Source organism: Ruegeria sp. 6PALISEP08, from assembly GCF_001238295.1.
GTDB lineage: Bacteria > Pseudomonadota > Alphaproteobacteria > Rhodobacterales > Rhodobacteraceae > Ruegeria.
In genome coordinates this window covers 1-25,031 of sequence record NZ_LGXZ01000001.1, presented here as the reverse complement: position 1 = coordinate 25,031, position 25,031 = coordinate 1, and the positions used below count along the sequence as shown (strand labels likewise).

The window sequence follows — 25,031 nt, the reverse complement described above, 5'->3', positions numbered from 1 at the left end:
GCCAAACTGCGGGAAACAGGACAAACTGGATACACCCATGTTTCGACTATATTCCGCGATCTGGCGCGCCAGTTCCGGACGGCAGATCGTTCTTATCGTGCTGTCCATCGCCATTGCTGCCCTGGCCGCCGTTCCCCTTGAGTTTCAGCGTGACATCGTCAACCACCTAACAACTAAGAATGTGGGCACTGAGAAGCTGATCCAGCTGGGTATCGGCATGATGGCCGTTATCCTGCTGAGCCTTGTGCTGAAATGGATCCTTGGATACCGGGCTGGCACCTTGGGTGAAGACATGATCCGGCTTATCCGGCAGCGTTTGCTGTGGCGTTCAACCGACCTGAAAGAAACCGGTGAGGACCTACGCAAAGGCACCATGACCACGGCCATTTCCGCCGAGGCCGAAGAGTTGGGGAAATTCGCAGGGGGCGCATTCTCGGATCCGGTGGTTCAGATCGGTACGTTGATCAGCGTGATCGGATATATCTCATCCACGCAACCCGGTTTGGGGCTAATCGCCTTCTCGATGATCGTGCCGCAGATCATCATCGTTTTGGTCTCGCAACGCAAAGTGAACATTTTCGTAGCAGAACGTGTCCGTATCCTGCGCAGCGCTACGGACCGGCTGACGACCGAGGACATCGAAGCCGTCGAGCGGGACATCAACACCATGTTTGACGACATCTATGTCACGCGGCGAAGGATGTTCCTGTGGAAGCTGTCGGCCAAGTTTCTGCTAAGCGTAATCAACGGCGCCGGTACCGTCGGCATTCTGATGCTGGGCGGTTATCTGGTATTGCAGGGAAAAACGGATGTGGGCACCGTGGTGGCGGCCACCAGTGGGCTCAGCCGAATTCAGGGCCCGACCGCGTTCCTGATCGCATTCTATCGTCAGGTCAGCGCCAATCGCATCAAATATGAACTGATGCTGGAACTGTTTGGCCCCGATCCAACACGCTATCGTTACCGCCCCACCGCTTAAAAAAAAGACCGCGCAGCGGGTGCCTGCACGGTCTCTTGCCAATAGTTCCAAACGTCACGCGCGTTCGGAATAGTCCATCGTTTCCGTGTTCACGATAATCATTTCATCCTGACCGATGAAAGGCGGCACCATAACTTTCATGCCATTGTCCAGAATCGCAGGCTTGAACGAATTTGCCGCGGTCTGACCTTTGACAACAGGCTCGGTCTCGACAATCTTGCAGGTCACTTTCTGCGGCAGCGTCGCGTTCAGCGCCTCGCTTTCGTAGAATTCAACAACGATGGTCATGCCATCCTGCAGGAACGGACGACGTTCACCCAGCAAATCTGCCGGCAATTCAATCTGTTCGTAGGTCTCTGTATCCATGAACACCAGCATCCCGTCGGATTCGTAAAGGAATTGCTGGTCTTTCTGTTCCAGGCGGACGCGCTCGACCTTGTCCGCTGACCGGAAGCGTTCGTTCAATTTCGAGCCATTGCGCAGGTTGCGCAGTTCGACCTGGGCAAACGCACCGCCTTTGCCCGGCTTTACGTGGTCTACCTTGACCGCTGCCCACAGGCCGTCGTTATGCTCAAGCACATTGCCGGGGCGAATTTCGTTCCCATTTATCTTGGGCATTACATAAATCCTTCACAAACGGTTGATGCATCAGTTGCGGCCCCTATATCTGGCGGGACCACACCTGACAAGACAACGACACCTAGTGCTGCACTTGCAGCAAGCTATGCAAGTGACGCAACGCAACTATGCATTTTATCTGTATCCGAATCGCACCTAATAGGTCATAAGGACCCTCACGCCGAAAATGCAAGAGCAAGAACAACAAGGAAGACGAGATGAGAGATTTCGTTGACGGCACTGCCTTTAACAATGAGCAAGGCAATCGTGCGCGCAAACTTTTCGCGGCCGTTGTGTTGGCTGCACTTGATGATGCCATCGCCGATGACAAGAAGTACGGCAATGGCCCCGAACAAATCGCGCGATGGGCGCGTTCGCGCGATGGGCGCGAAGTGCTGTCCTGCGCAGGTATTGACCCGAATGAACGGGTTGTCAGCGGACTGATGGAGTTCGTTGGCCGTGGCGTGCGCACCTCGGTCGCTTTGTCGCGCGAAGAAAGCGAGCGTCGTAACGCCGCTCAGCAAGCTGAAGCCGCCTGATCCCAGGCGATTTCGCACCAGAAAAAACGCGCTCTGCCTGTCAGAGCGCGTTTTTCTTTGCCGTGTCATGCAATTCGCGCGCCTAGAAAAACAACAGCCACTGTCGCGCCACCCAGATTTCAGCCGCCAGCATGGAGCCGAACAGGACCCTGCCCCAAACTGACAGGCCGCGCTGCCACAGCACAACATAGGCCGCCAAACACACTGACGCAGAAACCGGTGCCACCCACAAGGCATGATGGCCGCTGTCCCAATAGCTGACAGGGCTGTGAAATACCCAATCGCTCAGCGGCCAGAACTGGGGTCGCCCGTCCCCGGCGTGCAGCACAAAATCTGTCGCCAAATGCAACAGACCTGCCGCAGCCCCGACAGCAACAAAATGCCAACCGCGCCACACTGCCAATAACAGCACACTTCCCCAAAGGATAAAGGAGTTGTCGATGGCAAAGACGGTCTGCCAGGTCTGTGAATAGTAGAGTTGCCCAAAGACCACCTGTTCCGGAATGCCCAAAACAAACAGCGAAACCCCTACCATAAGATACAGGGATAAATCCGGCAGTACCGCCCCCAGCAATGCCGCCAACAGGATACGCCCCTGCGGAGGCCGGGCAAAAGCAGCGGCCCCGATCAAAAGATGCGCTGGCGTGTTCATCCGGGGCTTTCCCTTTTGGTTCAAATCAGGTCATCTGCGCCCCGACATATAGGAGACAAACCATGGTTCGCGCCATCATGATTCAAGGTACCGGCAGCAACGTCGGAAAATCGGTGCTGGTGGCCGGGCTTGCGCGGGCCTTTACACGGCGGGGTATGCGGGTTGCTCCGTTCAAGCCACAGAACATGTCGAACAATGCGGCTGTCACCGAAAACGGGGGCGAGATCGGCCGTGCGCAAGCGCTTCAGGCCCGGGCGGCGCGGCGGGCGACCCATACCGACATGAACCCCATTTTGCTGAAACCCGAAACGGACACCGGCGCCCAGATCATCGTTCAGGGACAACGTGCGGGCACGATGAAGGCCGGGGATTACCGCAAGGACAAGTCCAAGCTGCTGGGGGCTGCGCTGGAAAGCTTTGACCGGCTTTGCGCGGATGCTGACCTGGTTTTGATCGAGGGCGCGGGAAGCCCGGCTGAAACCAATCTGCGCAAAGGTGATATCGCCAACATGGGCTTTGCCTGTGCCGCAGATGTTCCGGTGGTTCTTGTCGGCGACATCCATCGTGGCGGTGTGATCGCACAGATCGTCGGCACTCAGGCTGTGCTGGAAGACGGCGATCTGGCACAGATCCGGGGCTTTGCCGTCAACAGGTTCAAGGGGGATGTGTCCTTGTTCGACGAGGGGCGCGATGACATCGCCACCCGCACAGGTTGGCCCTGTCTGGGCGTGGTTCCATGGTTTCAAGACGCGTGGAAATTGCCTGCCGAGGATATGATGGATATTCGCTCTCATACCGGTGGCGCGTGCAAGGTCGTTGTTCCTCAGCTTGAACGCATGGCCAATTTCGACGACCTCGACCCGCTGTCGGCTGAGCCCGGCGTAAGTGTCGAGATCATTCCCGCAGGACGTCCCCTGCCCGGTGACGCCGATCTGGTTCTGCTGCCCGGCAGCAAATCCACCATCGCAGACCTGACATATTTCAGGGCGCAGGGGTGGGATATCGACCTCTATGGCCATTTGCGCCGGGGTGGGCATGTTCTGGGGCTGTGCGGTGGGTACCAGATGCTGGGCAAAACTATCTCAGATCCGGACGGCGTCGATGGCAGACCGGGTAAGGTCGATGGGCTGGGTTTACTGGACGTTGACACCGTCATGGGCGGGCAAAAACACGTTATCCTGCGATCAGCCCATGCCCTGCCCGACCGGAATCCGGTCAGCGGGTACGAAATCCACATGGGTCATACCGATGGCCCTGATCGCGCCCGCGCATGGCTGGAGGTTGAAGGCAAGCCAGAAGGTGCTGCCAGCGCCAATGGACGGATCAAAGGAAGCTACCTGCACGGTATCTTTTCGTCCGACACGTTCCGGACGCACTATCTTTCAAAACTGGGCGTGACCTCGGACGTCGCTTACGAGGACGGCGTAGAACAGGCGCTGGACGATCTGGCCGACCATCTTGAGCACCACATGGATCTTGATCTGTTGCTTAGTCTTGCCCAGTCACCTCAGCGCGGCTGAGCTTTAGCCCAGCTCTTTTGCGGCCAGAGCACGTGCGATCTCGCGCCGGACCATCTTGCGCACATTCCGTGTGATCCGTTCGCCCATTGTGCCCTGCAACTCTTGCCGGACAACTTCGGCAATCAGGGCGCGCAACGCCTCTTCATCCATATCGATTGTCATTTCGTCTTCAGCAGCCTCTTCGATCACCTCGGATTCAACCCGAGGCGACCGGATAAACTCTGCCTGAACGTGTACGTCTTCGTCCTCTGCGGGCGCATCGGTTTGCTCGACTTCGACAGAGTCTAAAGAAGCGGCTGCGGCGAACTCTTCTTCTACATTCCAAGGCAAAGACTGCGACGGCGTCCCGGAATAGGCGTCTTCGCTGTCACCGTCTGGCTCCCACTGATCTTCTGTTTGCGCAATGGCCGCTTCCAGCGCTTCGATCTTCGCGCTCAGGCTGGTTGCCGCATCTGTCGATGCGGCAGAATTCGGCGCGTCTGCCTCTACCTCATCCTCAACGGCATTAGCCGGTTTGCCCGCCTCGACGATATCGCAAGCCCGCAACAACATCGGCTTAGCCGAGTCGGAACTTTTTAGGCCCGTGCCAACAAACTCGGGAGTCTCATCGACCTGAGTCGGGGTGCCGATACGCAAAGCATCCGTCAGAACCAGCCGTCCCGGCTTTCTGGATACAGGCTGTTGATCCGAGACGGATTTATCGCGGTGGTCTTCGCTTACCAGACGTTTGACCGAAGACAGAACATCTTCGATCCCTGCTTTTACGACGTTATCAGTCATTGTTCTCTACCGCTCTATCCTCGGATCGAGTGTAGCCAAACAATCCCAACCTCACAACAAATAGTATGGCCGATCAGTCGCGACGCAATGCTTTGAGGACGCGATCCAGATCTTTGCTCTGTTTGCTGACCTGTGCCGGCGCTTTTTTAACCAGGTTGTAGTACAAGGTCGGGTCATAGATCTGTACAGCCAACCCCAGACGTTCTGCCGTCAGCAAGCCCTGCGCCTGCAACAACTGATAAGCGGCGCGCGAGCGTTCCGTGCGCGAAGCAACTTCGGCCAGCTGCGCATCCAAAAGGTCCTGCTGAGCGTTCAATACATCCAGAGTTGTCCGGGCACCCAATGTCGCTTCTTCGCGAATGCCGTCGAAGGCGACCTGTGATGCGCGAACCCGCTCAGTCGAGGCCCGAAGGCTGGCGCTGGCCGCCAGGAACGCCGCATAACGGTCGGTGACGCCCTGCGTGATGTTTTTCTGCACATTCAACAGATTCGCACGCGATGCATCCCGTGTCGCCATTGCGCGCCGCACGTTCGCGGCTAAACGACCACCCGCATAGATGGGCTGATTGAAGTTCAGTGAGATAGTTGCATCGTTGATATAATCGTCGTTGTCATAGCTTTCGGACACGCCTGCATCCGCGTTCAGGCTGACATTTGGACCAAGATTGGCCCGCTGTTGCTGCACGATCAGGTCGAACGCGCGCACCTGATGCTGCGCAGACAGAATCGCCGGATGGTTGCGTTGCGCTAGGCCGACTGCCTCGGCCTCGGACCGTGGCAGGTTGGGCAGGCTCGGTTGGCCTGCGGTGCGCCCCGGCGCCTTACCGACAGCATTCACATATTCGGCCTGCGCGATGCTCAGTTCACCGCGCGCAACCGCGAGGTCCGCCTGCGAGCTCGCCAACTGCGCTTCGGACAAGGCGACGTCCGTGCGGGTGACTTCACCAACCTCAAAGCGGTCATTCGATGCCCTAAGTTCCTCGGCCGAAACCTCGACGTTGTTCTGACGGATTTCTACAGTCTCTTCCTGCAGTAACACGCCCAAATAGGCATTTGCCGCACGGATCAGAACTTGTTGTTCAATGTCGATCAAGGTTTGCCGGGTCGACAGTACAGTTTCCTGCGCAGATTGTTTGCCCAGAAGCGAAGCGCCACCATCATACAGAAGTTGGCCCAGCGTCAGACCCGTAAAGAACCGCGATGGTTCATTGGTCGTGACCACATTGGAGGTCCGAGAGCGGGTATAATCCTGGCTAACCTGCACCGTCCAGTTGATGATCGGCCGCAACGCCGAAAGCGCGATGGCCACATCTTCGTCCGCAGCCCGCAACAGCGCCCGGTTCTGCTCCAACAGGCCGCTTGTGTTATACGCGCCGATAAAGGCGTCTGTTATGTTATCTGCCCACGCTACACGCCCTGGCATCACGCTGATGGCAAGTCCTGCGGTCACCGCAAACGCCCTGACGATCTTACCTGTCGCCGTACCACGCATACCGAAATCCTCTCAAACGAAATTACACTGCCCTACAGGCAGTTTGCGGCCTTGTTTTCAACTAATCAAGGCGGAAGAAAAATCTATCGGCGGACTATAGCGAAAATGCACACTCGGCCGAAAAACTCTCCAGAACAGGTGCGCTGGCGTTAAACGCGTCACGCCAGCTGACCTGACCGCCGGACTTCCGACCGATCCGCACGGTGCCGAGGTTCCCGTCGACAAACAGACAGGCGATCCGGCCGTGTTCTTTAAGCTGATCAAGCAACGCTTGGGGAATTTGCTCGACGCCGCCTTGTACCATAATCGCGTCGTAGGGGCCGTGCTCAGCCACGCCCTGCTCAAGCGGGCCCACGTGGATGATTGCGTTGTCCACATCCGCCTCGGCCAGAAGGCTTTGCGCCTCAGCCGCCAGCGCCTCGTCACTTTCCACACCAACAACCAACTGCGCCATCCGGGCGGCTACCGCCGTGGAATACCCCATGGCCGGAGCGATATCGAGAACCATCTCATCATTGGATATGTTCAACGCGTCCAAGATCTTGGCCAGCGTCCGAGGCTCGATCATCGCGCGACCATTGCCCATTTCGATCAAATCGTCGACATAGGCCGCTTCGCGCTGCGCGTCCGGCACGAAGTTCTCGCGTGGGACGTGCAACATCGCGTCAATGATCGGGAACTTGGTGACATCAGAGGGTCGGACCTGTGTATCAACCATTGTGCGGCGCCGGGCTGCGAAATCTGTCATTGGATATCTCGTCTCATTCCCAAAGATGTCGGGCTTGTGCCACATCCTGATCCGTGCAGCAACGGCCCTGTTGCCGCAACCCGGTTGCGACGCCTCAAAAAATGTTCACGGGATATCGCAAATTTCAATCTAGCCTTCAAAATTGCACGCAATCCTCTGGACGCCCCAGAAGAAAGCTGTTAAAACCCCACGCACACCACGGCAAGTATTTGATTTTACTTGAAAAGGCGAGTTGGCGGAGTGGTGACGCAGCGGATTGCAAATCCGTGTACACCGGTTCGATTCCGGTACTCGCCTCCAAACCGCAAGCTGTTGATACGGCTTCGGAAAATCACCCTGACGATTGTCAGCAGGGCATGTACACGGATTTTAGGGGTACGCCTATGCTGATACGCGATGCACTCGCACGATATAAGATCGACCATCTGGACCAACTCAAACATGGCGACGAACGCCTGACGCAGTTGGAACGGGTACTTGAATCCAACTCATGTTCCCACATGCACACGATCACCAATTCTGATCTGTCGGATGCACTCAGCCGGTGGAAGACCAGCACAAGGAATCGGTACCGGCCAGCGGTGACGCATTTCTGGCGGTACGGTCGAGCCAATGATTGGACGACGCTGGCGCCGACGATCCTGCCAGCCCGAGAAACACCACGCGACCAGGTGCTGACGCTGGACCAGCTACGCGCCCTGTACGACGCCGCACCGTATCAGGGCAAGGCGTGGTGCCAGCTCCTGCAATTGCTCATTCTAACCGGGCAACGAGAGTCGGACCTGATGCAGTTCAACCCGGCTCTGGTTCGCGATCAGTGCATGGTGATCCCGTCTTCGAAGAATGGCACCCGCCACGTCATACCGTTGGCCGGTCGGGCTTTCGTTCTGGCCGCGATGCAGCCGAACCAGTTTCAGGATTTCAAGACAACAGCGCACGTCAAAAAACGCTGGTTCACTGACGCATATATCCCGGTCAAAAGGTTCCAGCTTCGGGACATACGCCGGTCGTTCGCCACGCATCTGTGCGAACACGGCGCGGATGAAAACGATGTAGACCGGATATTGAACCATCAGGCCGCAGCAACCTAGCCCGGGGTTGCACGAACCTACAATCGTTCTCAACGCCTGCGACAACGCCGGGAAATCATGAACCAGTGGGAAGGGTTGTTGTTTAAGGGTGCATAGCGGCATTGACACTGTGCGGAACAAAATTAGAACATCTTGCCATGAAGAAATGGCCGCGGACGATTCCTTATGACCTGAAATGCAAGCTGGAATGTTTGCGCGAGTATCGCAGCAAACCGTCGCTACAAGACGATTGGGCCGCTGTCTTTGAGTGGTTGAACCAGCACGGCATTGAACCACCAGACCACGCTTTGCCGACCGAACCGGAACTACGCGGGCCAGTCGGTCACAGTTAGCTATACTTTTGGATAGTCCCCTATTCTTATGCCCGCTTATCGGTGTCAGTCATTTCGTGGTAAATACAAGTTGCAAAGTCCTATGCGAACCCCGCCTGCGGCCACCATCCCAGTGCTGTAGGGATTAGCCAGCTTCGCAAAACTCACTCACAGGAACTGCGAAGCTGGTTCTTTTCTTGCCTACATAATCGTCGTCTTGGACCAAATTCGATCAGTCACATCATCCATTGCCTCTTAACCGGATGCATGCACCTACTGTGGCAGTTCACCGAAATAGCCGCTCAGGTAAGCTATTATTGCACCTATAACGCCGACCACAATCACAATTGAGATTAACGCACCGCTGCCCCTTGAGTAGTAACCCATCGTCAGTAGCCCGACGACAAAGATGCCAACCAAAAAATAGAGTACAGTGTTGTCCATGACGAAACCCGTGCCGCAATGACGTTTAGTCACAATATGATAGAGTTTCGCGTCATGTCTAACCAAGAAAAAGCCCCGCACTATGGCGGGGCGGTCACTCGTTACCCCCTCATCCCCCAAAAAACCCGCGTTGTTCGGAGGGAAACCAAGTGAACAACGCGGGCAGAAAGTTAGGGGTAAATTGTGTACGGCGTTAATTGCACTTTGGATCAAAAGTACCCCGCGCCGCCCTAATCTGGGATGATGGGCAACGCGGGGATTTAGTCTGGTCATGGGACTGCCCAGACTAAATGGGGCAAGTGTGTTACGGCTCTTTAAGCCGGTTAGAGAGCTATGAGTGAATCTGGTGTCCGGGGGATTTGAATGACGGCGGTGCATCTGGTTGGTTTGTTGTTGCGACACAAGCCACCGACCAAAGTAGCACCACCATCATGAACGACACTACCATCATCGCATTTTCCGGTCGAGACGCGGTCGCTGACCCGCTGACGGAGCTCATACGCAAAGGCGCTCGGGAACTGTTGCAAGCGGCCGTTGAGGCCGAGCGAGATATCTTTCTCGCAGAGTTTGCCGAACGCCGCACCTCAGATGGCCGCGCGGCGGTTGTGGGCGGTGGGTATCATCCGGAGCGCGCCATTCAGACAGGGATCGGGCCGGTCACGGTGAAAGTGCCGAAGGTACGGGCGAAGGATGGCAAGCCGGTGACGTTTCGCTCCGCGCTTGTGCCACCCTATGTGCGCAAGGCTAAATCCATTGAGGCCGCGCTGCCCTGGCTGTATCTGAAGGGCATTTCCACGGGCGAAATGGGATCTGCGTTGAAGATGCTTCTCGGCCCGGATGCCACCGGGTTCTCGGCCAAAACCATTTCACGGCTGAAAGTCCAATGGGCTGCTGAATACGATGATTGGCGCAAGGCTGATCTGAGCCGCGATGAATGGGTCTATGTCTGGGCTGATGGTATCTACAGCGGATTGCGCGGCAATGATGATCGGCTCTGCGTGCTGGTCGTGATTGGGGTCAATGTCCTTGGTGAAAAGCATTTTCTGACCATCGAGGACGGCGTTCGGGAAAGCACGCAAAGCTGGCGAGAAATGCTTCTTGGTCTCAAAAACCGGGGCCTAAACGCGCCCAAACTGGCTACCGGCGACGGGGCCATGGGGTTTTGGGCGGCGCTGGAGGAAGTCTTCCCCAGCACGCGACAACAGCGCTGCTGGATGCATAAGACCGGGAACGTGCTCAATTACCTCCCCAAACGAACACAGCCCAAAGCCAAGAAAATGCTGCATGACATTTGGTAGGCAGAAACGCGCGAGGACGCACAGGCCGCCTTCGATTTGTTCATCGACACCTTCGAAGCGAAGTACCCAAAAGCCACCGAATGCTTGATCAAGGACCGCGAGGAGCTGCTGACCTTCTACGATTTCCCCGCCCAGCATTGGCAGAGCATTCGCACATCAAATCCAATAGAAAGCGTCTTCGCCACGATCCGCCATTGCACCAAGCGATCCAAGGGCTGCCTGAGCCGCGACGGGATGCTTCACATGATGTTCAAACTCGAACAATGCGCCGAAAAAAGCTGGCGCAAACTGCGCGGCTTCGCCCATCTTGCCGACGTCATTCAGGGCGTCGATTTCGTCAACGGCATCAAGCCATCAAACCAGGATCAAGCCGCCGCATGAGGACCGCCTGGACACCAGATTTGACAATAACCCCCGGTTGGATCAATAGCCGGTACCCCGCCTCAGTTCAGCTGGTGTCAGTTCTCGAGACGAACCAAACATCAAAGCCAGTATCAATCACTTGGTTGATTACCCTGGGTGTTGATTTATCAGGGTACAAACCTCAATTCGGATTAAGACTTCCGATAGCGGCTAAGTAATTGATCTGTATATTATTTGTTTTGGCGGAAATTAAAAAACTATTGGCCGTGAATCGAAAGCAATTCCACCCCAAAACACCCTAATTAAACAACCTACTTCATCCGCTTCGTGGAAGGGTTTTGGGAATAATGGAACTAGTTGTCTTGGCCGTTGTTTTTGGCGGACTTTTAATTAAGGTCACTGGCTCAAGCCGCTCTATAGGTCGCTCCATAGGCCGTGCAGTAGGTCGCTCTCGTCGGAGAAGTACCTCCCTAAAGCCGGTAGTTCGACCTAACAATCGGCGATCTACTCTGAAGCCAGTTGTTCGACCCAACAATAGACGCCGCATCCACAAGCCAGCATACCCAATACCAGCAATGCCAAAGAGCATGATGCTGCAAGGGCGTGCATATGTGATAGATGGAGACACTATCAGAATAAATGGAACAAAAATTCGTTTGGCTGGAATCTATGCTCCGGAATTGGACATGCCTTATGGCCAAAAGTCCAAATGGGCGATGGTCGAAATTTGTAATGGGCAAACCATTACCGCAGAACTTGATGGTGAAAGATCTTACGATCGACTCGTGGGAACATGCTATCTACCAGAGGGTCGAGACATTGGTGCAGAGTTAATTAAACAAGGACTGGCTTTAGATTTGCCGGAGTTTTCTCGTGGTAAGTATCGCCATCTAGAGCCAGCGGGAGTGCGTCGAAGACTCGCTAACGGGCAGTTTGGGCATGCTTCTATCCGCATTCGACAGAGGACGACAATAAAGGTGAGCCGAAGCTGAGACTAGTAGCTTCAAGCACACTTCACCTTCCCGGCGGAACCGTCACGTGCAAGCTGAACGATGAACGCACCTACGACCGCTAATTGGGCGTTTGCTACGTAGATGGGGAAGACATTGACGCGGCCTCAATCTGTGCCGGACTTGCGCTGGATTGCCGCCGGTACTCAGGGGGCCGATACCGTCACTTGGAGACGCCTGAAGCAAGAGTTAGGGTTGTTCGAGCTAGGTATTTTTAGTTGGCTTTGTTATAGCAGTACGGAGCCCTAAGCTGCCCTAGATCCCAATTCCGCATTTCGCACATGCAGCGGACCGCAATCCGAACAAAGCTGCCATTGTGAAAGTCAGGTCGCTTCCACATCTACTAATATCCGGCTGGGTCGTTAGGGGTGTGTAGCAGTGTGCCTTCAAACGCGTCGAGATCATCAGTCATTTGCAACCAAGGCAACTTGCTTTGCTTATTGACGTGAAAAGTCGGTTTGAAATCTTCCGGGTTTTCGAGCGACGCAGCGTAGAGGTGCATACCACCTGGATAGTGATCGGCTTCAAATCCAATGGGTGACCCACACGTCCCGCAAAAGTGCCTGAAAACGCCTTTGGAACTTTCAAAAGTACAGGGTTTATCACCAGTCCACTCAAAGTTCTCTATTGGCATACCGAACCACGCAACCACCGGTGCGGCACAATTCCGACGGCAGTCATCGCAGTGGCAATAGCATGCCCATGTTTGATCACCCCGATAGACCCAACTTGTTTTCTTACACAGACAATACCCACGCGTCGCCATTCGATTTTCCTCTAAACCTCCGAAAACATAGGACACAGGTGAGTTTTGAAATGGATGTTTTGGGACGTTTCATCAGCGGAAAACGTCGGAAATCAGAGTCGATTTGGGCTCGTAGTCGACCTTCGCTGCCTCCCGTGTAGATGAAGGGAGGCAGCCCAAAGCGGACCTCCAAAACCGAGTTTGCAATGTCCGAGATGCGGACAAAGCGGACTTTTGGGATTTCGCATGCTGGTGACGCAGAAAGCGTTCGCGCCCGCAGCAATGTGTTTTCGGCAATGCAGCGGACACCTATTTGCGAGCGTTTGCACGGGCATAAACCGGAAAAGTCCAAACCGCCCGTTCACTGCAGTCAGCACTGACCATCGTGGAGCGCAACGTTGCGGAAAGGTTCGAGCTCAAGCCGAACCTTGATACAACACCAAGCCTGTCGATCTGTCCGAAAGTACTCACATATCACGGCAAGAGGTTCCGAAGGGCCGTATCTCAAAAAAAGCAATTCTCAAATTGTACGTTTTTGTAGGATCAAACCATGTCTCGAGCCTTAATGCAGGACATGATTTGGGTTTGATGCACTCATACCGAAGCCAACTACATCGAGCAGTGCTAAACTGTTACGGCCTGCAACACTTGATCACGCGTCAGGTCATCTCGTGTGCCTTTGACCATGACTTCGCCACGTCGCAATACAACAAACCTGTCGGCAAGATCATATGCGAAGTCGAAATACTGCTCGACTAAGACAATTGCCATTCCGCTCGTCTTTCTGAGGTGCCGGATCACTTCGCCAATCTGTTGGATTATGTTCGGCTGAATACCTTCGGTTGGCTCATCCAGCAGCAGCAGGCGCGGTTTTGTGATCAGTGCACGCGCGATGGCCAACTGTTGCTGCTGCCCGCCGGAAAGGTCGCCCCCGCGCCGGTTCTGCATTTTTTTGAGGACCGGGAACATATCAAAAATATCATCTGGGACGAAATGTTCGCTGGCAGGCAGACAGGAGAAGCCTGTTTCCAGATTTTCTCGAACTGTGAGCAATGGGAAAATTTCGCGGCCTTGGGGGACATATGCCACACCTTTCCAGGCCATCTGATGAGCAGGTAAGATACCCATTGGCTTTCCGTCAAGCTCCAGTTCACCACCGGAACGGGGACGCGCCCCTGAGATTGCCTTCATCAGACTGGTTTTTCCGACACCGTTGGTCCCCATGACGCACGTTACTTCACCCTGTAAAGCTTCCATGGAAATCCCGTTGAGGATTTGCGAGTGCCCATAGTACAAAGTCAGATCGGTCAGCTTCAACATTTTCTAGCGCCCCAGATAGACGTCGATGACGTCCTGATTTGATGTCACGTGATCAAGACTGCCCTCGGCTAACACGGATCCTTCATGCAAAACCGTGACTTTGCAGTTCAGGCGCCTGACAAATTCCATGTCATGTTCAACGACCACAACCGCGCGGGTCCTTGCAGCTTGAACTAGCAAGTCTGTGGTATGTTCGCGTTCTTGCAGGGTCATGCCAGCGGCGGGTTCATCAACCAATAGCAGACGTGGGTCCTGCGCAAGCAGCATGCCAATTTCCAACCATTGCTTTTGCCCGTGGCTCAGTTCACCTGACTTCCGGCTCAGTTCCTGATACAGCCCAATTTCGGTGGCCAGGTCCTCGACCTTCTGCAAATCACTTGTGGACGGACGGTAAAGCAGCACACCAACCCAGCCACGATTTTTCTTTAGCGCCATTAGTAGATTATCGCGCACGGACTGATCCTCAAAAACCGTAGGCTTCTGAAACTTCCGCCCTATTCCCGCCTGCGCGATTTTTGCCTCGGTCATATCCAATAAAGATACTGACTTTTCGCCCCATATGACCCGCCCCTCATCTGGTCGGGTCTTGCCGGTGATGATGTCCATAAACGTAGTCTTGCCGGCACCATTCGGGCCAATCACGGAACGTAGCTCCGCGTCACCAATCTGGAAGGACAGGTTGTTGATGGCGCGGAACCCGTCGAAGGTAACCGATACGCCACTTACCTCTAACAAGGTGCTCATAGGCTAGCCTCTTTCTCACGCAAAGCGCCTTCATCCGGTCCCAGATTGGCACCATGCCGATCGGGATGACGCTGGTTGGTATACAAGTCGAACAAACCTCCGATACCTTGCGGAGCAAACAGCGTAACCAGCACAAAGGACACACCCAGCAGCACTTGCCACCAGTCGACCCATTTGATCGTGTAAAAACCAAGCGGGATATCCGGGGCCTGCCCGCCGGTGAACCAGGTGCTCAGCAGGCTGACAAAAGCCGCGCCGATGACCGCACCATACAGGCGGCCCCGGCCGCCGATAGCGACCCAGACGGCCAGATATATTGAGGCGATGGGGGCCATTTCCTCGGGGTTGATAATGCCCGCTTGGGGGTAATAGAGCGCGCCCGCGATTGCGGCGATGCAAGCCGTCAGGGTGAAGACAGCCAACTTGTAAACCTCGACCGAATAGCCGAGGAACCGCACCCGCGCCTCGTTGTCTCGAATGCCACGCAGGACTGAGCCGAACTTGCCTGACACGATCCATGCCGCCAGCATGTAACCCAGTCCCAACGCCAAAGCCGAAGCCCATAAGAACCAGAGCGAAACAACGTCTTGAGAAACAGTGACACCGGGCAGGTTCTGCAAGCCGGACAAGCCATTGTTGCCGCGCAAACCGCTGTCGTTCTGAAACAGATACAAAGCCAGAGCCAGCGTCATTGCTTGCGTCAGGATCGACAGATAGACGCCCGTTACTCGACTGCGGAAGGCAAGCCAGCCAAAGATCAGTGCAAGCAGGCCAGGCACCACAACGACCAGTATCAACTGCAGCGTCAAGCTGTGCGAAAACGCCCAGATCAGCGGGAATTCGGATGATCCGACTACGCCGAAAATCTGAGTGCCAATGGCGTCCACAACTTCGGCAGGCGTTGGCGGGATTTCGGCTTGTGACAATGACTCGACCACGATCAGCCGAGTGCGTTCGTACATCAGCCACATGCCAATCATATAGCCACCGAGCCCGAAGAAAGCGAAATGGCCTAGTGATAGAATGCCGGTGAAACCCCAAACAAGATCCATCGCGACCGCGATCAAACAAAGGCACAGGGTCTTGCCCAGCGTTTTGACGAAACTGGTTGAAATCACACCGATCCCGAACCCTTCGGACAGGACAGTTACACCCAGCGTGAACAGCGACAGGATGGCCAGAAAGACCAGTACAGATGGGTTCTTAGCAACAAAACTACGTTCCATGGCTCAATCCCCCGCCGCGCGACCTTTGAGGGCAATAATGCCTCGTGGCCGGAATTGGATGAAAATGATGATGAAGATGATCATGTAGGTTTGCGCCGCGAGCGTGTTTGAAGGGTTCATCCACTCGATCCCCTTTTGCAGGAACCCGATCATCCCCGCGCCTGCCAGCGCGCCCCAGATGTTGCCAACACCACCGACAACCACGGTCATGAAACTTTGCACAATGTAGTCGTTGCCCAGATCCGATGTGACTTTGGCGAACAGGCCAATGGCGACCCCGGCAATCCCGGCAATGCCGGAACCCAGACCGAATGTCAGCATGTTCACCCTCCCCGGATTGATCCCCATCGATCCTGCCATGCGCGGGTTCTGCGTAACCGCACGCATCTCAAGCCCCAGCCTTGTCCGTTTCATGATGTAAAGGAACAGCCCCAGAAAGATCAGCGCCAGAACGAAGATCGCAATGCGGATATAGCTGATCGAGACCACATCGTTCATCACCCAGGCCCCGTCCAGCCAACCCGGAGCTGTCAGAGGGCGTGCCTGTGTACCAAAGATGTTCTTTGCCAGTTGCTGCAAGGCAATCGAGATACCAAAGGTCGCCAGCAGTGTTTCCAACGGGCGGGCATAAAGCCAACGGATCACCAGGCGCTCCATGGCGACGCCCATGGCAAACGTGACGGCAAAGGCCATTGGGATGGCAACGATGATCGATACCGTATGGTCGGGGACGTACTGCTGAACGACATAGCCCGTATAGGCGCCCATCATGATGAATTCGCCATGGGCCATGTTGATTACACCCATCACTCCGAAAGTGATGGCCAAACCAATTGCGGCTAGGAAATAAATCGAGGCCAGAGAGACCGCGTCCAACGTCAGGTCGAGCGTTTGGTTCAGGCCAACTTTCAGTTCGATCTTCTTTAGCGCTTTTTCGGCAGCGGCGGTTACTTCGATGGACGGTTCGGCATAAGTCTCAAAGAACACATGTGCACCCAGCGCCGTGTCGATATCGGCCTCAGTTACGAACGCAGGCACAATTCCGGCTTCGGCCAGAGTGCTGTAGGCTTGCGCGCGCGCAGTATTGTTGTTCAGTTGCGCGACCGGGATGCCCCCTACGCGGCCACCATCAATGTTCGCAGCCAAAGCCAAGCGAATGTCGTCAGGCAACACAAGGGACGCAGCCAGGTCACTCGCGACCAACAGGTGGTATGCGTCGTCCCGGGACAAGGCGTCTGATCCGGGTTCCAGAACGATGGCGACGTTAACATCCGATGGCAGGTCCGCAGCGGTCTTTCGTGCGGTCACGAGTAACGGGTTCAACGCCGCGCGGACGTCGACACCCAGATCGTTCGACATTTCTTCAATTGCAGCCACGCGGGCCACAACGTCTTCGTCGTATCCAATAGTCAGCAGCCGTTCGAGCCGTTGCTTCTGGACCTTCAAATCCACATCTGGCTCGTCCTCAATCGAAGCACGAAGAGGTTCGAGCAGCGCGCCCTCGGGATCACGTTGAATGGATTTTAGTGCGGCCAGGCGCTTCTTTCGGTCCGGGTCGGTCAACTGGAACTGCACCAGTGCTGTCCCGATCATAGCGCGGACACCGCTGTTGGGTTTCAATTGCTTCAGGTCGGATTTCTCAAAGGTACCGACCACTTCGCCCGTGTCGAAATCGGTCAGTTCGTACAACCGCCCTTCGGCCTTTGTTCCGGCAAAGAACAGACCGTCAGACTTGCGCATCCACATGTCTTTGGCGGCCCATGTCTCAAGCATCACCTGCGCTTGCGGCAGCCCACTGGCGGCAAGCGCATCTATCGCCGGTTTGATCGTCTTGCGCGAGCTTTTGACAATGATCTCCTGATGATCCTGCAATATCGGCTGCAGGCCGCCCTCTTGCGCGTTGGCGTTCAGGCAGGCGAAGAGAATTGCCAGGCCCGCAAGGAATAGTCTTAACATGTGGTGAAACCCGCGTGTCTTTGGGCAAGGCGGGCGATCACACCCGCCTTGCGTACGATTTAGTAGTTCGACAAAGTCTGAACGCAGCTCTCGGTCTCGGTGTTGTACATACCGCAGCCGAGATCTTTCCAATCCGATTTCAGCACTGCGGATTCAGGCAGGAAGTCGGTCCATGCATCGCCCGGCACAACGTCCGTTTCACTGATGATGTCGAACTGGCCGTCTTCCTGAATCTCACCAATCAGAACCGGCTTAGCCAGATGGTGGTTCGGCAACATCACAGCAGTACCGCCGGTCAGGTTCGGGAATTCCTGCCCGTACATGGCGGCGCGCACAGCGTCTACTTCGGTCGAGCCGGCTTCGGTCGCGGCATTCACCCACATGTTGAAGCCGATGTAATGCGCCTCCATAGGATCGTTGGTCACCCGTTCGTCACCCATGGTGGCTTTCCAAGTTTCGACAAACTCGGCATTCACATCAGTATCCGCCGACTGGAAATAGTTCCAAGCCGCCAAATGGCCGACGAGGTTCGCGGTATCCAGGCCGGACAGTTCTTCCTCACCAACCGAAAAGGCCACGACAGGAATGTCATCTGCCGAAACGCCAGCAGCGGCCAGTTCTTTATAGAAACCAATATTGGCGTCTCCGTTGATGGTCGAGATCACACCAACCTTTTTGCCATCTTCGCCCAGTGCAACAACGTCAGATACGATCTTGGACCAGTCAGAATGGCCAAAGGGGGTGTAGTTGACGAAGATATCCGCGTCCGCAATACCCTTTTGCTTAAGGTAGCTTTCCAAAATATTGTTGGTGGTCCTGGGATAGACATAGTCCGTGCCGAGCAGAGCGAATTTCTCGACCCCCAGTTCCTCCAGGAAATAATCGGTCGCAGGGATCGCCTGCTGGTTCGGGGACGCACCTGTGTAAAAGACATTTTTAGAGCTTTCTTCACCCTCATACTGAACCGGATAGAACAGCAGACCGTTCAGCTCTTCGATCACCGGCAGTACTGATTTGCGGCTGACCGAAGTCCAGTTGCCAAAGATCACATCCACCTCGTGGACGGTCAGCAGCTCACGCGCTTTTTCCGCGAACAGCGGCCAATCCGATGCAGGATCCACAACAACGGCCTCAAGCTGCTTGCCCAAAAGACCACCTTTAGCGTTTTGCTGGTCGATCAGCATCAGCATGGTGTCTTTCAGAGTAGTCTCCGAGATTGCCATCGTGCCCGACAGCGAATGCAGCACTCCGACCTTGATCGTGTCTTCGGCAGACAAGGCAGCGGTGGCTATGGCAGCAAAGACAACCGATCCGGCGAGCGTGGATTTGAGCGATTTCATGTAATCCTCCTGGCGGGGCTGGGAGAGAGGGCTTGCGCAAAGGCACACTCTTCTTCTACCTGATCCCCGCAACTGTTGTTGCGTTCCGTGTGGCGGTTGTGTTCGAGGTCCATTTCGCGCAGCCGTCACACACCCCGGGTCATTTCCACGGTGGCACCCATACGGTTTCTGCATTGCAGCAAGGTTGGCAACTTACCTTTAGCCCAATTTGGGAAATCGGCGAGAAGCGCATATTTTTTCATCTAAGTCGGGCGTTGCTGTCTAAAATTTAGACACACGATGTGGAAATAAGCAGATTCCGACACTGCAGATTAGTGTTCGGACACTTCAACAGAGAAACAGGTGGCACCAAACGACGCGCTAAAGGTGCCCTATTACACAAGTTGCAGCCATATTACCCACGCTCAGCGCGGTACCGCCACGTGCTGCAGGCACCGTAAGCTTAAGCACCAAGCAATTGGGCAACAGGACTGTGCTGGACAGATTTCGCCAGTCTGGGTCCTTTAAATGCCTGTTCCCCAGAACGATCACACCTGATCTTGATGCGGTTCTTCTGAACACGGCGGGCGGCGTGACCGGAGGCGATTCATTCCGGTTTTCTTGCAAGGCAGCAAAATGCACGGCGCTGACCTTGACGACACAAGCCTGCGAGCGCGCCTACAAAGCCCAGCCCAAAGAATGGGGCCAGATTACAAACCATTTGACGGTTGAGGATGGCGCCCGGCTGAACTGGCTGCCGCAGGAGACCATCCTGTACAACGGCAGCGCTTTGGACCGACGCCTTAGGATCGACTTGGCGCTCGATGCTGAAATGCTGATGGTCGAGCCGCTGGTCTTTGGGCGCGTTGCCATGGGCGAGACGCTGACGGACATTCGCTTGCGCGATCGGATCGAGATTCGGCGCGAAGAGACGCCAGTGTTTCTCGATGCGATTAGGTTCTCTGGTGATTGGCATACGCACGTATCCAAGCCGCATATTACAAATGGCGCAGGGGCGATGGCGCTAATCGTCTTAGCGTCGAGTTCTGCCGAAGGTCATCTGAAACCTGTCCGGGCAATGCTACCGGACACCGCAGGGGCAACCGTGATCCGGAAAGACCTATTGGTCATTCGCATTCTGGCCAGCAACAGCTTTGCTCTGCGCCGAACGCTGATACCAGTTCTGCGCCGACTGAACAAAGACACATTGCCCCGATGCTGGATGCTCTGACATGAACCTGACCCCTCGTGAAAAAGACAAACTGCTGGTCGCTATGGCCGCTGAGGTTGCTCGCAAACGGCTGGCCCGCGGCGTTAGGCTGAACCACCCCGAGGCTATCGCCTTGATCACCGACGCCGTGGTCGAAGGCGCGCGTGATGGCCGTTCGGTCGCCGACATGATGCAAGCCGGGGCTGAAGTGATCTCCCGGGACCAATGCATGGAAGGCGTGCCCGAGATGATCCACGAGGTGCAGGTCGAAGCCACTTTCCCGGATGGCACAAAACTTGTGACTGTCCACAACCCCATTCGCTAATTTCCAAAGGAGTCACCCATGAACCGTATGCTGTTTCCCGCTCTCATTCTGGCTGGTCCGGCCATGGCCCATTCGGATACCCAAGTTCACGCCCATGGCAGTGATTACGCCGCGCTCGCAGCTGGGTTGGCTTTGATCGCGGTCATCGCCATAACCGTGATTTTGAAGCAGCCGAAATGATCCCGGGTGAGATTATTCCGGCCGAAGGCTCACTGACGCTGAACGCAGGACGCAGCAGCCGTCTTGTTATCGTCGCCAATACCGGCGACCGACCAATACAGGTCGGCAGTCACTACCATTTTTCCGAAGCAAACCCGGCTCTGGATTTGGATCGGTATGCAGCTTTGGGTATGCGGCTGGACATCCCAGCGGGCACTGCGGTGCGATTTGAGCCAGGCCAAACTCGCGAAGTTATGCTGGTGCCATTTGAGGGGCGCCGCCACATCTACGGTTTCAATATGCACATCATGGGGGCTTTGAAAGATGCCGGGCAAGATCAGCCGGAGTGACTATGCCTCCATGTTCGGCCCCACGGTCGGCGACAAAGTACGATTGGCAGATACCGATCTGATCATCGAAGTAGAAAAAGACCTGATCGTGGAGCGCGCAACGACTGCGCGTTTCAGCGAGACCGGTCACCGCGAAGATGTCTATGGTGAAGAGGTTAAATTCGGTGGTGGCAAAGTCATTCGCGATGGGATGGGGCAGTCTCAGGCCACGCGTGCCGAAGGCGCCGTGGACACAGTGATCACCAATGCTCTGATCGTGGATCACTTGGGTATCTACAAGGCGGATGTCGGCCTAAAAGACGGGCGCATCGCCAAGATTGGTAAAGCCGGAAATCCGGATACGCAGCCCGGCGTAGACATCATCATCGGCCCCGGCACAGAGGCCATCGCGGGCGAGGGTCGCATCCTGACGGCTGGCGGATTCGACAGCCATATTCACTTCATCTGCCCTCAACAGATAGAGGACGCGCTGCATTCTGGCCTGACGACCATGCTTGGTGGTGGCACCGGCCCGGCACATGGCACTCTGGCGACCACATGCACCCCGGGTCCATGGCATATCGGCCGGATGTTGCAGGCGGCGGATGCTTTTCCCATGAATCTTGCTTTTGCGGGCAAGGGAAATGCTTCGCTTCCAGCTGCACTGGAGGAACAGGTCAGAGCCGGAGCTTGTGCCCTGAAACTGCATGAGGACTGGGGCACGACCCCTGCGGCCATCGACTGCTGCCTTTCGGTCGCTGATGCGATGGACGTTCAGGTGATGATCCACACCGACACGCTCAACGAATCCGGGTTTGTTGAAAATACAGTGGCCGCGATAAAGGGCCGTACTATCCACGCTTTCCATACCGAAGGCGCGGGCGGCGGCCACGCCCCCGACATCATCAAGATCTGCGGTGAGGACCATGTCCTACCCTCCTCTACCAACCCGACGCGGCCCTTTACGGTTAACACGGTAGAGGAACATCTCGACATGCTGATGGTCTGTCATCACCTCGACAAATCCATCCCCGAGGACGTGGCCTTTGCTGAAAGCCGCATCCGGCGTGAAACCATCGCGGCTGAAGATATCCTGCACGACATGGGTGCCTTCAGCATCATCGCGTCCGACAGTCAGGCTATGGGCCGCGTTGGCGAGGTGTTGATCCGTACGTGGCAAACGGCTGATAAAATGAAGAAACAGCGAGGCCGCCTGCCGGAGGAATCCGGTGACAACGACAACCTGCGCGTTCGCCGTTACATCGCCAAGTACACGATTAACCCTGCCGTTGCCCATGGCCTCAGCCACGAGATTGGCAGTATCGAGGAAGGAAAACGCGCCGACCTTGTCCTATGGGACCCTGCCTTTTTTGGAGTTAAGCCTGAGATGGTTTTGCTAGGCGGCACCATCGTTTGTGCACAGATGGGTGATCCCAATGCTTCGATACCCACCCCGCAGCCGGTTTATAGTCGGCCAATGTTCGGTGCCTATGGTCGATCCGTTGAAAACTCAGCAATCACCTTTGTGTCGCAAGCCGCGCTGGCGGACGGGATCGGTGATACACTAGGATTGGCAAAGCAGACCGTCGCTGTCCAAAACACGCGAGAGATTGGCAAACAGGATCTTCTGCTCAACAACGCGACACCTCATGTCGAAGTTGATCCAGAAACCTACGAAGTCCGGGCAGATGGCGAATTGCTGACCTGCCAACCCGCCGAAGTGCTGCCAATGGCACAGCGATACTTTATGTTCTGATTAAAAATTATGCTGCATTGCACCGCGCGCAACGCAGAAATGACCAAACACCCACTTCAATGTGAGGCCGATATGACAGATATTAATGCCCAAGGGAGGACCAACGTTTACGAGGGTCCAAATGGCACACGCAGCAACACAATCTCACGCACGCTTTTCGCTGCCCGGTCTGATCGCGTCCATCGCAGCATCAGTCTACGGGGCTCTGATCAGTGTGGCCGAAGCTCAATCCCGCGTTCGGCAAGTCGAATTCCTGCGATCGCTCAGCGACGAAGAGTTGAAAAAACGCGGCCTATCACGCGAACGGATCGTGCACCGGGTGTTTGCGGATTCAATCTGGCTCTGACCGTTCCTGCTGCAGAGGGGGTGATCGCATGACCGCCCTGCTCTGTACCGCGCGCCGGTACTCGGATCACGCGCACAGTGATCCGGCAGATTGCCTGTCGCTGACTTATGACGATCGGTTTTTGCGTCGCAAGGTTCTGACCTGTGAAAGTGGCGAACAAATCCTCGTCGATCTGGCGCAAACCACCTCGTTGAACCACGGTGGCACGTTGGTTCTGGACGACGGTCGCGAAGTGGAAATACAGGCTGCGCCCGAAGCACTGCTAGAGGTTTCCGCTCCGGACCTGACACGCATCGCGTGGCATATCGGCAATCGCCACACGCCCTGCCAGATCGAAAAGGATCGTCTGCTGATCCAGGTCGATCATGTGATCCGAGATATGCTATTGAAAATCGGAGCCACAGTGCGCGAGGTGCACGAACCGTTCAACCCCGAAGGCGGAGCCTATGGCCATGGCAGGACACATGGCCACGCCCACTGACGCCGATATCCTGACGCTGACCCAGTGGTTGTCTCCAGCATACCCTGTGGGGGGCTTTGTTTATTCTCATGGGTTGGAAACTGCAATTGACGAAGGAGCGGTCGCCAGTTCCCAAGACGCCGAAGCCTGGATTTCAGATGCGCTGGAACACGGATCTGGGTGGAATGATGCTCTGCTCGTAGTGTCCGCATACAACGCGCGGGACAAAGATGAACTTGACAGCATCGATGCCAAAGCACGGGCTATCTGCGCGTCATCCGAAAGGAAAATGGAAACCGAACTGCTGGGACAGGCGTTCGGGACTGTCACAGGAGATGTCTGGGATTTAGACATCCAACAGCTTTCCTACCCAGTTTCAGTAGGCCACGCCGCGCGTCTGCAGAACCTCCCGCTACTGCTGACGACGAAGATGTATCTACAAGCATTCGCAAGCAACTTGGTCGCTTGCGCAACGCGTCTTGTGCCGCTGGGGCAAACCGACGCTCAGAAACTAATCCGTAATTTGACACCGCTATGTGCTCATATCGCCGAAAGTACGCAAGTGGCAGGCTTGGAAGAATTGAGTTCGACTGCGTTCCTAACGGACATCGCGTCGATGAGACACGAAACACAGTATTCAAGGATATTCCGAACATGAGCAGTATGAACGGCCCTCTTCGCGTTGGCATTGGTGGCCCGGTTGGGGCCGGAAAGACCACTTTGACCGCTGCCTTGTCTGAAGCCCTGCGCGATGTTTGTTCAGTGGGCGTCATCACCAATGACATTTATACGCAGGAGGATGCCGAAGCGCTGGTGCGCATGCAGGTCCTTCCCCAAGATAGGATTATCGGCGTCGAAACGGGCGGTTGCCCACACACAGCAATCCGCGAGGATGCATCGATAAACCTTGCAGCGGTTGCTGAAATGCAGGAACGCCATCCCGATCTTGATGTCGTTCTGATCGAAAGCGGCGGCGACAACCTGTCGGCTACTTTCAGTCCGGAACTCGCAGACCTTACAATCTATGTGATCGACGTCGCCGCTGGAGAGGAAATCCCACGAAAAGGCGGACCGGCAATAACAAAATCCGACATCCTGGTCATAAACAAAACCGATCTGGCGCCGCATGTTGGCGCTTCACTGGAGATAATGGAACGAGATGCAGCCAGAATGCGCAAAGGACGGCCATTTTTGTTCTCGTCCCTTCGCCACAAAAAAGGGGTCGACGCAATTGTTGACATCTTGGTGAAGCGGGGGGGGGTAATAATTTCAGAAGTGAATTAGGGTCAGG

General features: G+C 55.6%; 27 protein-coding genes, 1 tRNA gene and 1 pseudogene. 18 read left to right on the top strand and 11 right to left on the bottom strand.

The window, feature by feature from the left end:
- Nucleotides 1-37: 37 nt before the first annotated feature.
- A complete protein-coding gene (locus ALB80_RS00140) occupies nucleotides 38-979 on the top strand; it encodes an ABC transporter transmembrane domain-containing protein (protein ID WP_050602004.1) in 942 nt (313 codons plus the stop codon).
- Between the two features lie 54 nt (nucleotides 980-1,033).
- Here ALB80_RS00140 and efp read toward each other — a convergent pair whose 3' ends face one another.
- Complete coding sequence (gene efp, locus ALB80_RS00135; protein ID WP_050602003.1) at nucleotides 1,034-1,597, bottom strand: elongation factor P; 564 nt, start codon at nucleotides 1,595-1,597, stop codon at nucleotides 1,034-1,036.
- Nucleotides 1,598-1,815: 218 nt separating this feature from the next.
- Between efp and ALB80_RS00130 the strand changes: the two genes are divergently transcribed.
- On the top strand, nucleotides 1,816-2,136 hold the full coding sequence (locus ALB80_RS00130; protein ID WP_037310273.1) for a DUF6280 family protein: 321 nt from the start codon (nucleotides 1,816-1,818) through the stop codon (nucleotides 2,134-2,136).
- An 82-nt stretch (nucleotides 2,137-2,218) separates the two neighbouring features.
- Here the strand turns inward: ALB80_RS00130 and ALB80_RS00125 are convergent, their stop codons facing one another.
- On the bottom strand, nucleotides 2,219-2,788 hold the full coding sequence (locus ALB80_RS00125; RefSeq protein ID WP_050602002.1) for a hypothetical protein: 570 nt from the start codon (nucleotides 2,786-2,788) through the stop codon (nucleotides 2,219-2,221).
- Between the two features lie 62 nt (nucleotides 2,789-2,850).
- On the opposite strand from ALB80_RS00125, the gene ALB80_RS00120 reads away from it, so the two are divergent.
- On the top strand, nucleotides 2,851-4,308 hold the full coding sequence (locus ALB80_RS00120) for a cobyric acid synthase (RefSeq protein ID WP_050602001.1): 1,458 nt from the start codon (nucleotides 2,851-2,853) through the stop codon (nucleotides 4,306-4,308).
- A 3-nt stretch (nucleotides 4,309-4,311) separates the two neighbouring features.
- Here the strand turns inward: ALB80_RS00120 and ALB80_RS00115 are convergent, their stop codons facing one another.
- The 3 genes from ALB80_RS00115 to ALB80_RS00105 all read right to left on the bottom strand — a co-directional run bounded on the left by ALB80_RS00115 (nucleotide 4,312) and on the right by ALB80_RS00105 (nucleotide 7,328).
- Nucleotides 4,312-5,088: a hypothetical protein gene (locus ALB80_RS00115; protein WP_050602000.1), complete on the bottom strand. Its 777-nt coding sequence runs from the start codon at nucleotides 5,086-5,088 to the stop codon at nucleotides 4,312-4,314.
- Nucleotides 5,089-5,161: 73 nt separating this feature from the next.
- On the bottom strand, nucleotides 5,162-6,580 hold the full coding sequence (locus tag ALB80_RS00110) for a TolC family outer membrane protein (RefSeq protein ID WP_050601999.1): 1,419 nt from the start codon (nucleotides 6,578-6,580) through the stop codon (nucleotides 5,162-5,164).
- 94 nt (nucleotides 6,581-6,674) lie between these two features.
- Nucleotides 6,675-7,328, bottom strand: a complete 654-nt coding sequence (locus ALB80_RS00105) for a protein-L-isoaspartate O-methyltransferase (RefSeq protein WP_050601998.1) — start codon at nucleotides 7,326-7,328, stop codon at nucleotides 6,675-6,677.
- A gap of 226 nt (nucleotides 7,329-7,554) precedes the next feature.
- Here ALB80_RS00105 and ALB80_RS00100 point away from each other — a divergent pair.
- The 5 genes and pseudogenes from ALB80_RS00100 to ALB80_RS22855 all read left to right on the top strand — a co-directional run bounded on the left by ALB80_RS00100 (nucleotide 7,555) and on the right by ALB80_RS22855 (nucleotide 11,827).
- A tRNA-Cys gene (locus ALB80_RS00100) sits at nucleotides 7,555-7,628 on the top strand.
- Nucleotides 7,629-7,711: 83 nt separating this feature from the next.
- Entirely contained in the window at nucleotides 7,712-8,419 is a 708-nt protein-coding gene (locus ALB80_RS00095) for a tyrosine-type recombinase/integrase (protein WP_050601997.1), read from the top strand.
- 137 nt (nucleotides 8,420-8,556) lie between these two features.
- A complete protein-coding gene (locus ALB80_RS00090) occupies nucleotides 8,557-8,751 on the top strand; it encodes a hypothetical protein (RefSeq protein WP_050601996.1) in 195 nt (64 codons plus the stop codon).
- Between the two features lie 854 nt (nucleotides 8,752-9,605).
- Nucleotides 9,606-10,853, top strand: a pseudogene (locus tag ALB80_RS00080) (IS256 family transposase).
- Between the two features lie 329 nt (nucleotides 10,854-11,182).
- Complete coding sequence (locus tag ALB80_RS22855) at nucleotides 11,183-11,827, top strand: thermonuclease family protein (protein ID WP_083445144.1); 645 nt, start codon at nucleotides 11,183-11,185, stop codon at nucleotides 11,825-11,827.
- A 361-nt stretch (nucleotides 11,828-12,188) separates the two neighbouring features.
- Here ALB80_RS22855 and ALB80_RS21695 read toward each other — a convergent pair whose 3' ends face one another.
- The 6 genes from ALB80_RS21695 to urtA all read right to left on the bottom strand — a co-directional run bounded on the left by ALB80_RS21695 (nucleotide 12,189) and on the right by urtA (nucleotide 19,176).
- Entirely contained in the window at nucleotides 12,189-12,611 is a 423-nt protein-coding gene (locus ALB80_RS21695; RefSeq protein WP_216597654.1) for a GFA family protein, read from the bottom strand.
- A gap of 603 nt (nucleotides 12,612-13,214) precedes the next feature.
- Nucleotides 13,215-13,910: an urea ABC transporter ATP-binding subunit UrtE gene (urtE, locus tag ALB80_RS00070; protein WP_050601993.1), complete on the bottom strand. Its 696-nt coding sequence runs from the start codon at nucleotides 13,908-13,910 to the stop codon at nucleotides 13,215-13,217.
- Between the two features lie 3 nt (nucleotides 13,911-13,913).
- Nucleotides 13,914-14,654 (bottom strand): urea ABC transporter ATP-binding protein UrtD, encoded by a 741-nt coding sequence (gene urtD / locus ALB80_RS00065; RefSeq protein WP_050601992.1) that lies wholly within the window; start codon nucleotides 14,652-14,654, stop codon nucleotides 13,914-13,916.
- Nucleotides 14,651-15,880, bottom strand: a complete 1,230-nt coding sequence (gene urtC, locus ALB80_RS00060; RefSeq protein WP_050601991.1) for an urea ABC transporter permease subunit UrtC — start codon at nucleotides 15,878-15,880, stop codon at nucleotides 14,651-14,653. The genes urtD and urtC overlap by 4 nt, the downstream gene beginning before the upstream one ends.
- 3 nt (nucleotides 15,881-15,883) lie before the next feature.
- The gene (gene urtB / locus ALB80_RS00055; RefSeq protein WP_050601990.1) at nucleotides 15,884-17,836 is read right to left on the bottom strand and encodes an urea ABC transporter permease subunit UrtB; all 1,953 of its coding nucleotides are present in this window, start codon (nucleotides 17,834-17,836) and stop codon (nucleotides 15,884-15,886) included.
- Nucleotides 17,837-17,895: 59 nt separating this feature from the next.
- Nucleotides 17,896-19,176 carry an urea ABC transporter substrate-binding protein gene (gene urtA / locus ALB80_RS00050; RefSeq protein WP_050601989.1) on the bottom strand — a complete coding sequence of 427 codons (1,281 nt, stop codon included), beginning with the start codon at nucleotides 19,174-19,176 and terminating at the stop codon, nucleotides 17,896-17,898.
- Between the two features lie 32 nt (nucleotides 19,177-19,208).
- Here urtA and ALB80_RS00045 point away from each other — a divergent pair, with 32 nt between their 5' ends.
- The 10 genes from ALB80_RS00045 (at nucleotide 19,209) to ureG (ending at nucleotide 25,024) form a co-directional block, all read left to right on the top strand.
- Nucleotides 19,209-19,448, top strand: coding sequence for a hypothetical protein (locus ALB80_RS00045; RefSeq protein WP_050601988.1), 240 nt, complete (start codon nucleotides 19,209-19,211; stop codon nucleotides 19,446-19,448).
- Nucleotides 19,449-19,648: 200 nt separating this feature from the next.
- On the top strand, nucleotides 19,649-20,386 hold the full coding sequence (locus ALB80_RS00040) for an urease accessory protein UreD (RefSeq protein WP_253276787.1): 738 nt from the start codon (nucleotides 19,649-19,651) through the stop codon (nucleotides 20,384-20,386).
- Between the two features lies 1 nt (nucleotide 20,387).
- On the top strand, nucleotides 20,388-20,690 hold the full coding sequence (locus tag ALB80_RS00035) for an urease subunit gamma (protein WP_050601986.1): 303 nt from the start codon (nucleotides 20,388-20,390) through the stop codon (nucleotides 20,688-20,690).
- A gap of 18 nt (nucleotides 20,691-20,708) precedes the next feature.
- Nucleotides 20,709-20,870: a hypothetical protein gene (locus ALB80_RS22085; protein ID WP_157054112.1), complete on the top strand. Its 162-nt coding sequence runs from the start codon at nucleotides 20,709-20,711 to the stop codon at nucleotides 20,868-20,870.
- Entirely contained in the window at nucleotides 20,867-21,199 is a 333-nt protein-coding gene (locus ALB80_RS00030) for an urease subunit beta (protein WP_050601985.1), read from the top strand. Before ALB80_RS22085 ends, ALB80_RS00030 begins: the two co-directional genes overlap by 4 nt.
- Complete coding sequence (gene ureC, locus ALB80_RS00025; RefSeq protein ID WP_050601984.1) at nucleotides 21,174-22,934, top strand: urease subunit alpha; 1,761 nt, start codon at nucleotides 21,174-21,176, stop codon at nucleotides 22,932-22,934. The genes ALB80_RS00030 and ureC overlap by 26 nt, the downstream gene beginning before the upstream one ends.
- 121 nt (nucleotides 22,935-23,055) lie before the next feature.
- On the top strand, nucleotides 23,056-23,280 hold the full coding sequence (locus ALB80_RS00020; RefSeq protein ID WP_050601983.1) for a hypothetical protein: 225 nt from the start codon (nucleotides 23,056-23,058) through the stop codon (nucleotides 23,278-23,280).
- Between the two features lie 28 nt (nucleotides 23,281-23,308).
- The gene (gene ureE, locus ALB80_RS00015; protein ID WP_050601982.1) at nucleotides 23,309-23,761 is read left to right on the top strand and encodes an urease accessory protein UreE; all 453 of its coding nucleotides are present in this window, start codon (nucleotides 23,309-23,311) and stop codon (nucleotides 23,759-23,761) included.
- Entirely contained in the window at nucleotides 23,733-24,398 is a 666-nt protein-coding gene (locus ALB80_RS00010; protein ID WP_253276786.1) for an urease accessory protein UreF, read from the top strand. Before ureE ends, ALB80_RS00010 begins: the two co-directional genes overlap by 29 nt.
- Nucleotides 24,395-25,024 carry an urease accessory protein UreG gene (gene ureG / locus ALB80_RS00005; RefSeq protein WP_050601980.1) on the top strand — a complete coding sequence of 210 codons (630 nt, stop codon included), beginning with the start codon at nucleotides 24,395-24,397 and terminating at the stop codon, nucleotides 25,022-25,024. The genes ALB80_RS00010 and ureG overlap by 4 nt, the downstream gene beginning before the upstream one ends.
- Nucleotides 25,025-25,031: the final 7 nt, after the last annotated feature.

What these genes read in the sequence shown, in the direction of transcription:
- ALB80_RS00140 (WP_050602004.1), top strand. Translation starts at nt 38, where the DNA reads ATGTTTCGACTATATTCCGCGATCTGGCGCGCCAGTTCCGGACGGCAG.
- efp (WP_050602003.1), bottom strand. Translation starts at nt 1,597, where the DNA reads ATGCCCAAGATAAATGGGAACGAAATTCGCCCCGGCAATGTGCTTGAG.
- ALB80_RS00130 (WP_037310273.1), top strand. Translation starts at nt 1,816, where the DNA reads ATGAGAGATTTCGTTGACGGCACTGCCTTTAACAATGAGCAAGGCAAT.
- ALB80_RS00125 (WP_050602002.1), bottom strand. Translation starts at nt 2,788, where the DNA reads ATGAACACGCCAGCGCATCTTTTGATCGGGGCCGCTGCTTTTGCCCGG.
- ALB80_RS00120 (WP_050602001.1), top strand. Translation starts at nt 2,851, where the DNA reads ATGGTTCGCGCCATCATGATTCAAGGTACCGGCAGCAACGTCGGAAAA.
- ALB80_RS00115 (WP_050602000.1), bottom strand. Translation starts at nt 5,088, where the DNA reads ATGACTGATAACGTCGTAAAAGCAGGGATCGAAGATGTTCTGTCTTCG.
- ALB80_RS00110 (WP_050601999.1), bottom strand. Translation starts at nt 6,580, where the DNA reads ATGCGTGGTACGGCGACAGGTAAGATCGTCAGGGCGTTTGCGGTGACC.
- ALB80_RS00105 (WP_050601998.1), bottom strand. Translation starts at nt 7,328, where the DNA reads ATGACAGATTTCGCAGCCCGGCGCCGCACAATGGTTGATACACAGGTC.
- ALB80_RS00095 (WP_050601997.1), top strand. Translation starts at nt 7,712, where the DNA reads ATGCTGATACGCGATGCACTCGCACGATATAAGATCGACCATCTGGAC.
- ALB80_RS00090 (WP_050601996.1), top strand. Translation starts at nt 8,557, where the DNA reads ATGAAGAAATGGCCGCGGACGATTCCTTATGACCTGAAATGCAAGCTG.
- ALB80_RS22855 (WP_083445144.1), top strand. Translation starts at nt 11,183, where the DNA reads ATGGAACTAGTTGTCTTGGCCGTTGTTTTTGGCGGACTTTTAATTAAG.
- ALB80_RS21695 (WP_216597654.1), bottom strand. Translation starts at nt 12,611, where the DNA reads ATGGCGACGCGTGGGTATTGTCTGTGTAAGAAAACAAGTTGGGTCTAT.
- urtE (WP_050601993.1), bottom strand. Translation starts at nt 13,910, where the DNA reads ATGTTGAAGCTGACCGATCTGACTTTGTACTATGGGCACTCGCAAATC.
- urtD (WP_050601992.1), bottom strand. Translation starts at nt 14,654, where the DNA reads ATGAGCACCTTGTTAGAGGTAAGTGGCGTATCGGTTACCTTCGACGGG.
- urtC (WP_050601991.1), bottom strand. Translation starts at nt 15,880, where the DNA reads ATGGAACGTAGTTTTGTTGCTAAGAACCCATCTGTACTGGTCTTTCTG.
- urtB (WP_050601990.1), bottom strand. Translation starts at nt 17,836, where the DNA reads ATGTTAAGACTATTCCTTGCGGGCCTGGCAATTCTCTTCGCCTGCCTG.
- urtA (WP_050601989.1), bottom strand. Translation starts at nt 19,176, where the DNA reads ATGAAATCGCTCAAATCCACGCTCGCCGGATCGGTTGTCTTTGCTGCC.
- ALB80_RS00035 (WP_050601986.1), top strand. Translation starts at nt 20,388, where the DNA reads ATGAACCTGACCCCTCGTGAAAAAGACAAACTGCTGGTCGCTATGGCC.
- ALB80_RS22085 (WP_157054112.1), top strand. Translation starts at nt 20,709, where the DNA reads ATGAACCGTATGCTGTTTCCCGCTCTCATTCTGGCTGGTCCGGCCATG.
- ALB80_RS00030 (WP_050601985.1), top strand. Translation starts at nt 20,867, where the DNA reads ATGATCCCGGGTGAGATTATTCCGGCCGAAGGCTCACTGACGCTGAAC.
- ureC (WP_050601984.1), top strand. Translation starts at nt 21,174, where the DNA reads ATGCCGGGCAAGATCAGCCGGAGTGACTATGCCTCCATGTTCGGCCCC.
- ALB80_RS00020 (WP_050601983.1), top strand. Translation starts at nt 23,056, where the DNA reads ATGGCACACGCAGCAACACAATCTCACGCACGCTTTTCGCTGCCCGGT.
- ureE (WP_050601982.1), top strand. Translation starts at nt 23,309, where the DNA reads ATGACCGCCCTGCTCTGTACCGCGCGCCGGTACTCGGATCACGCGCAC.
- ALB80_RS00010 (WP_253276786.1), top strand. Translation starts at nt 23,733, where the DNA reads ATGGCAGGACACATGGCCACGCCCACTGACGCCGATATCCTGACGCTG.
- ureG (WP_050601980.1), top strand. Translation starts at nt 24,395, where the DNA reads ATGAGCAGTATGAACGGCCCTCTTCGCGTTGGCATTGGTGGCCCGGTT.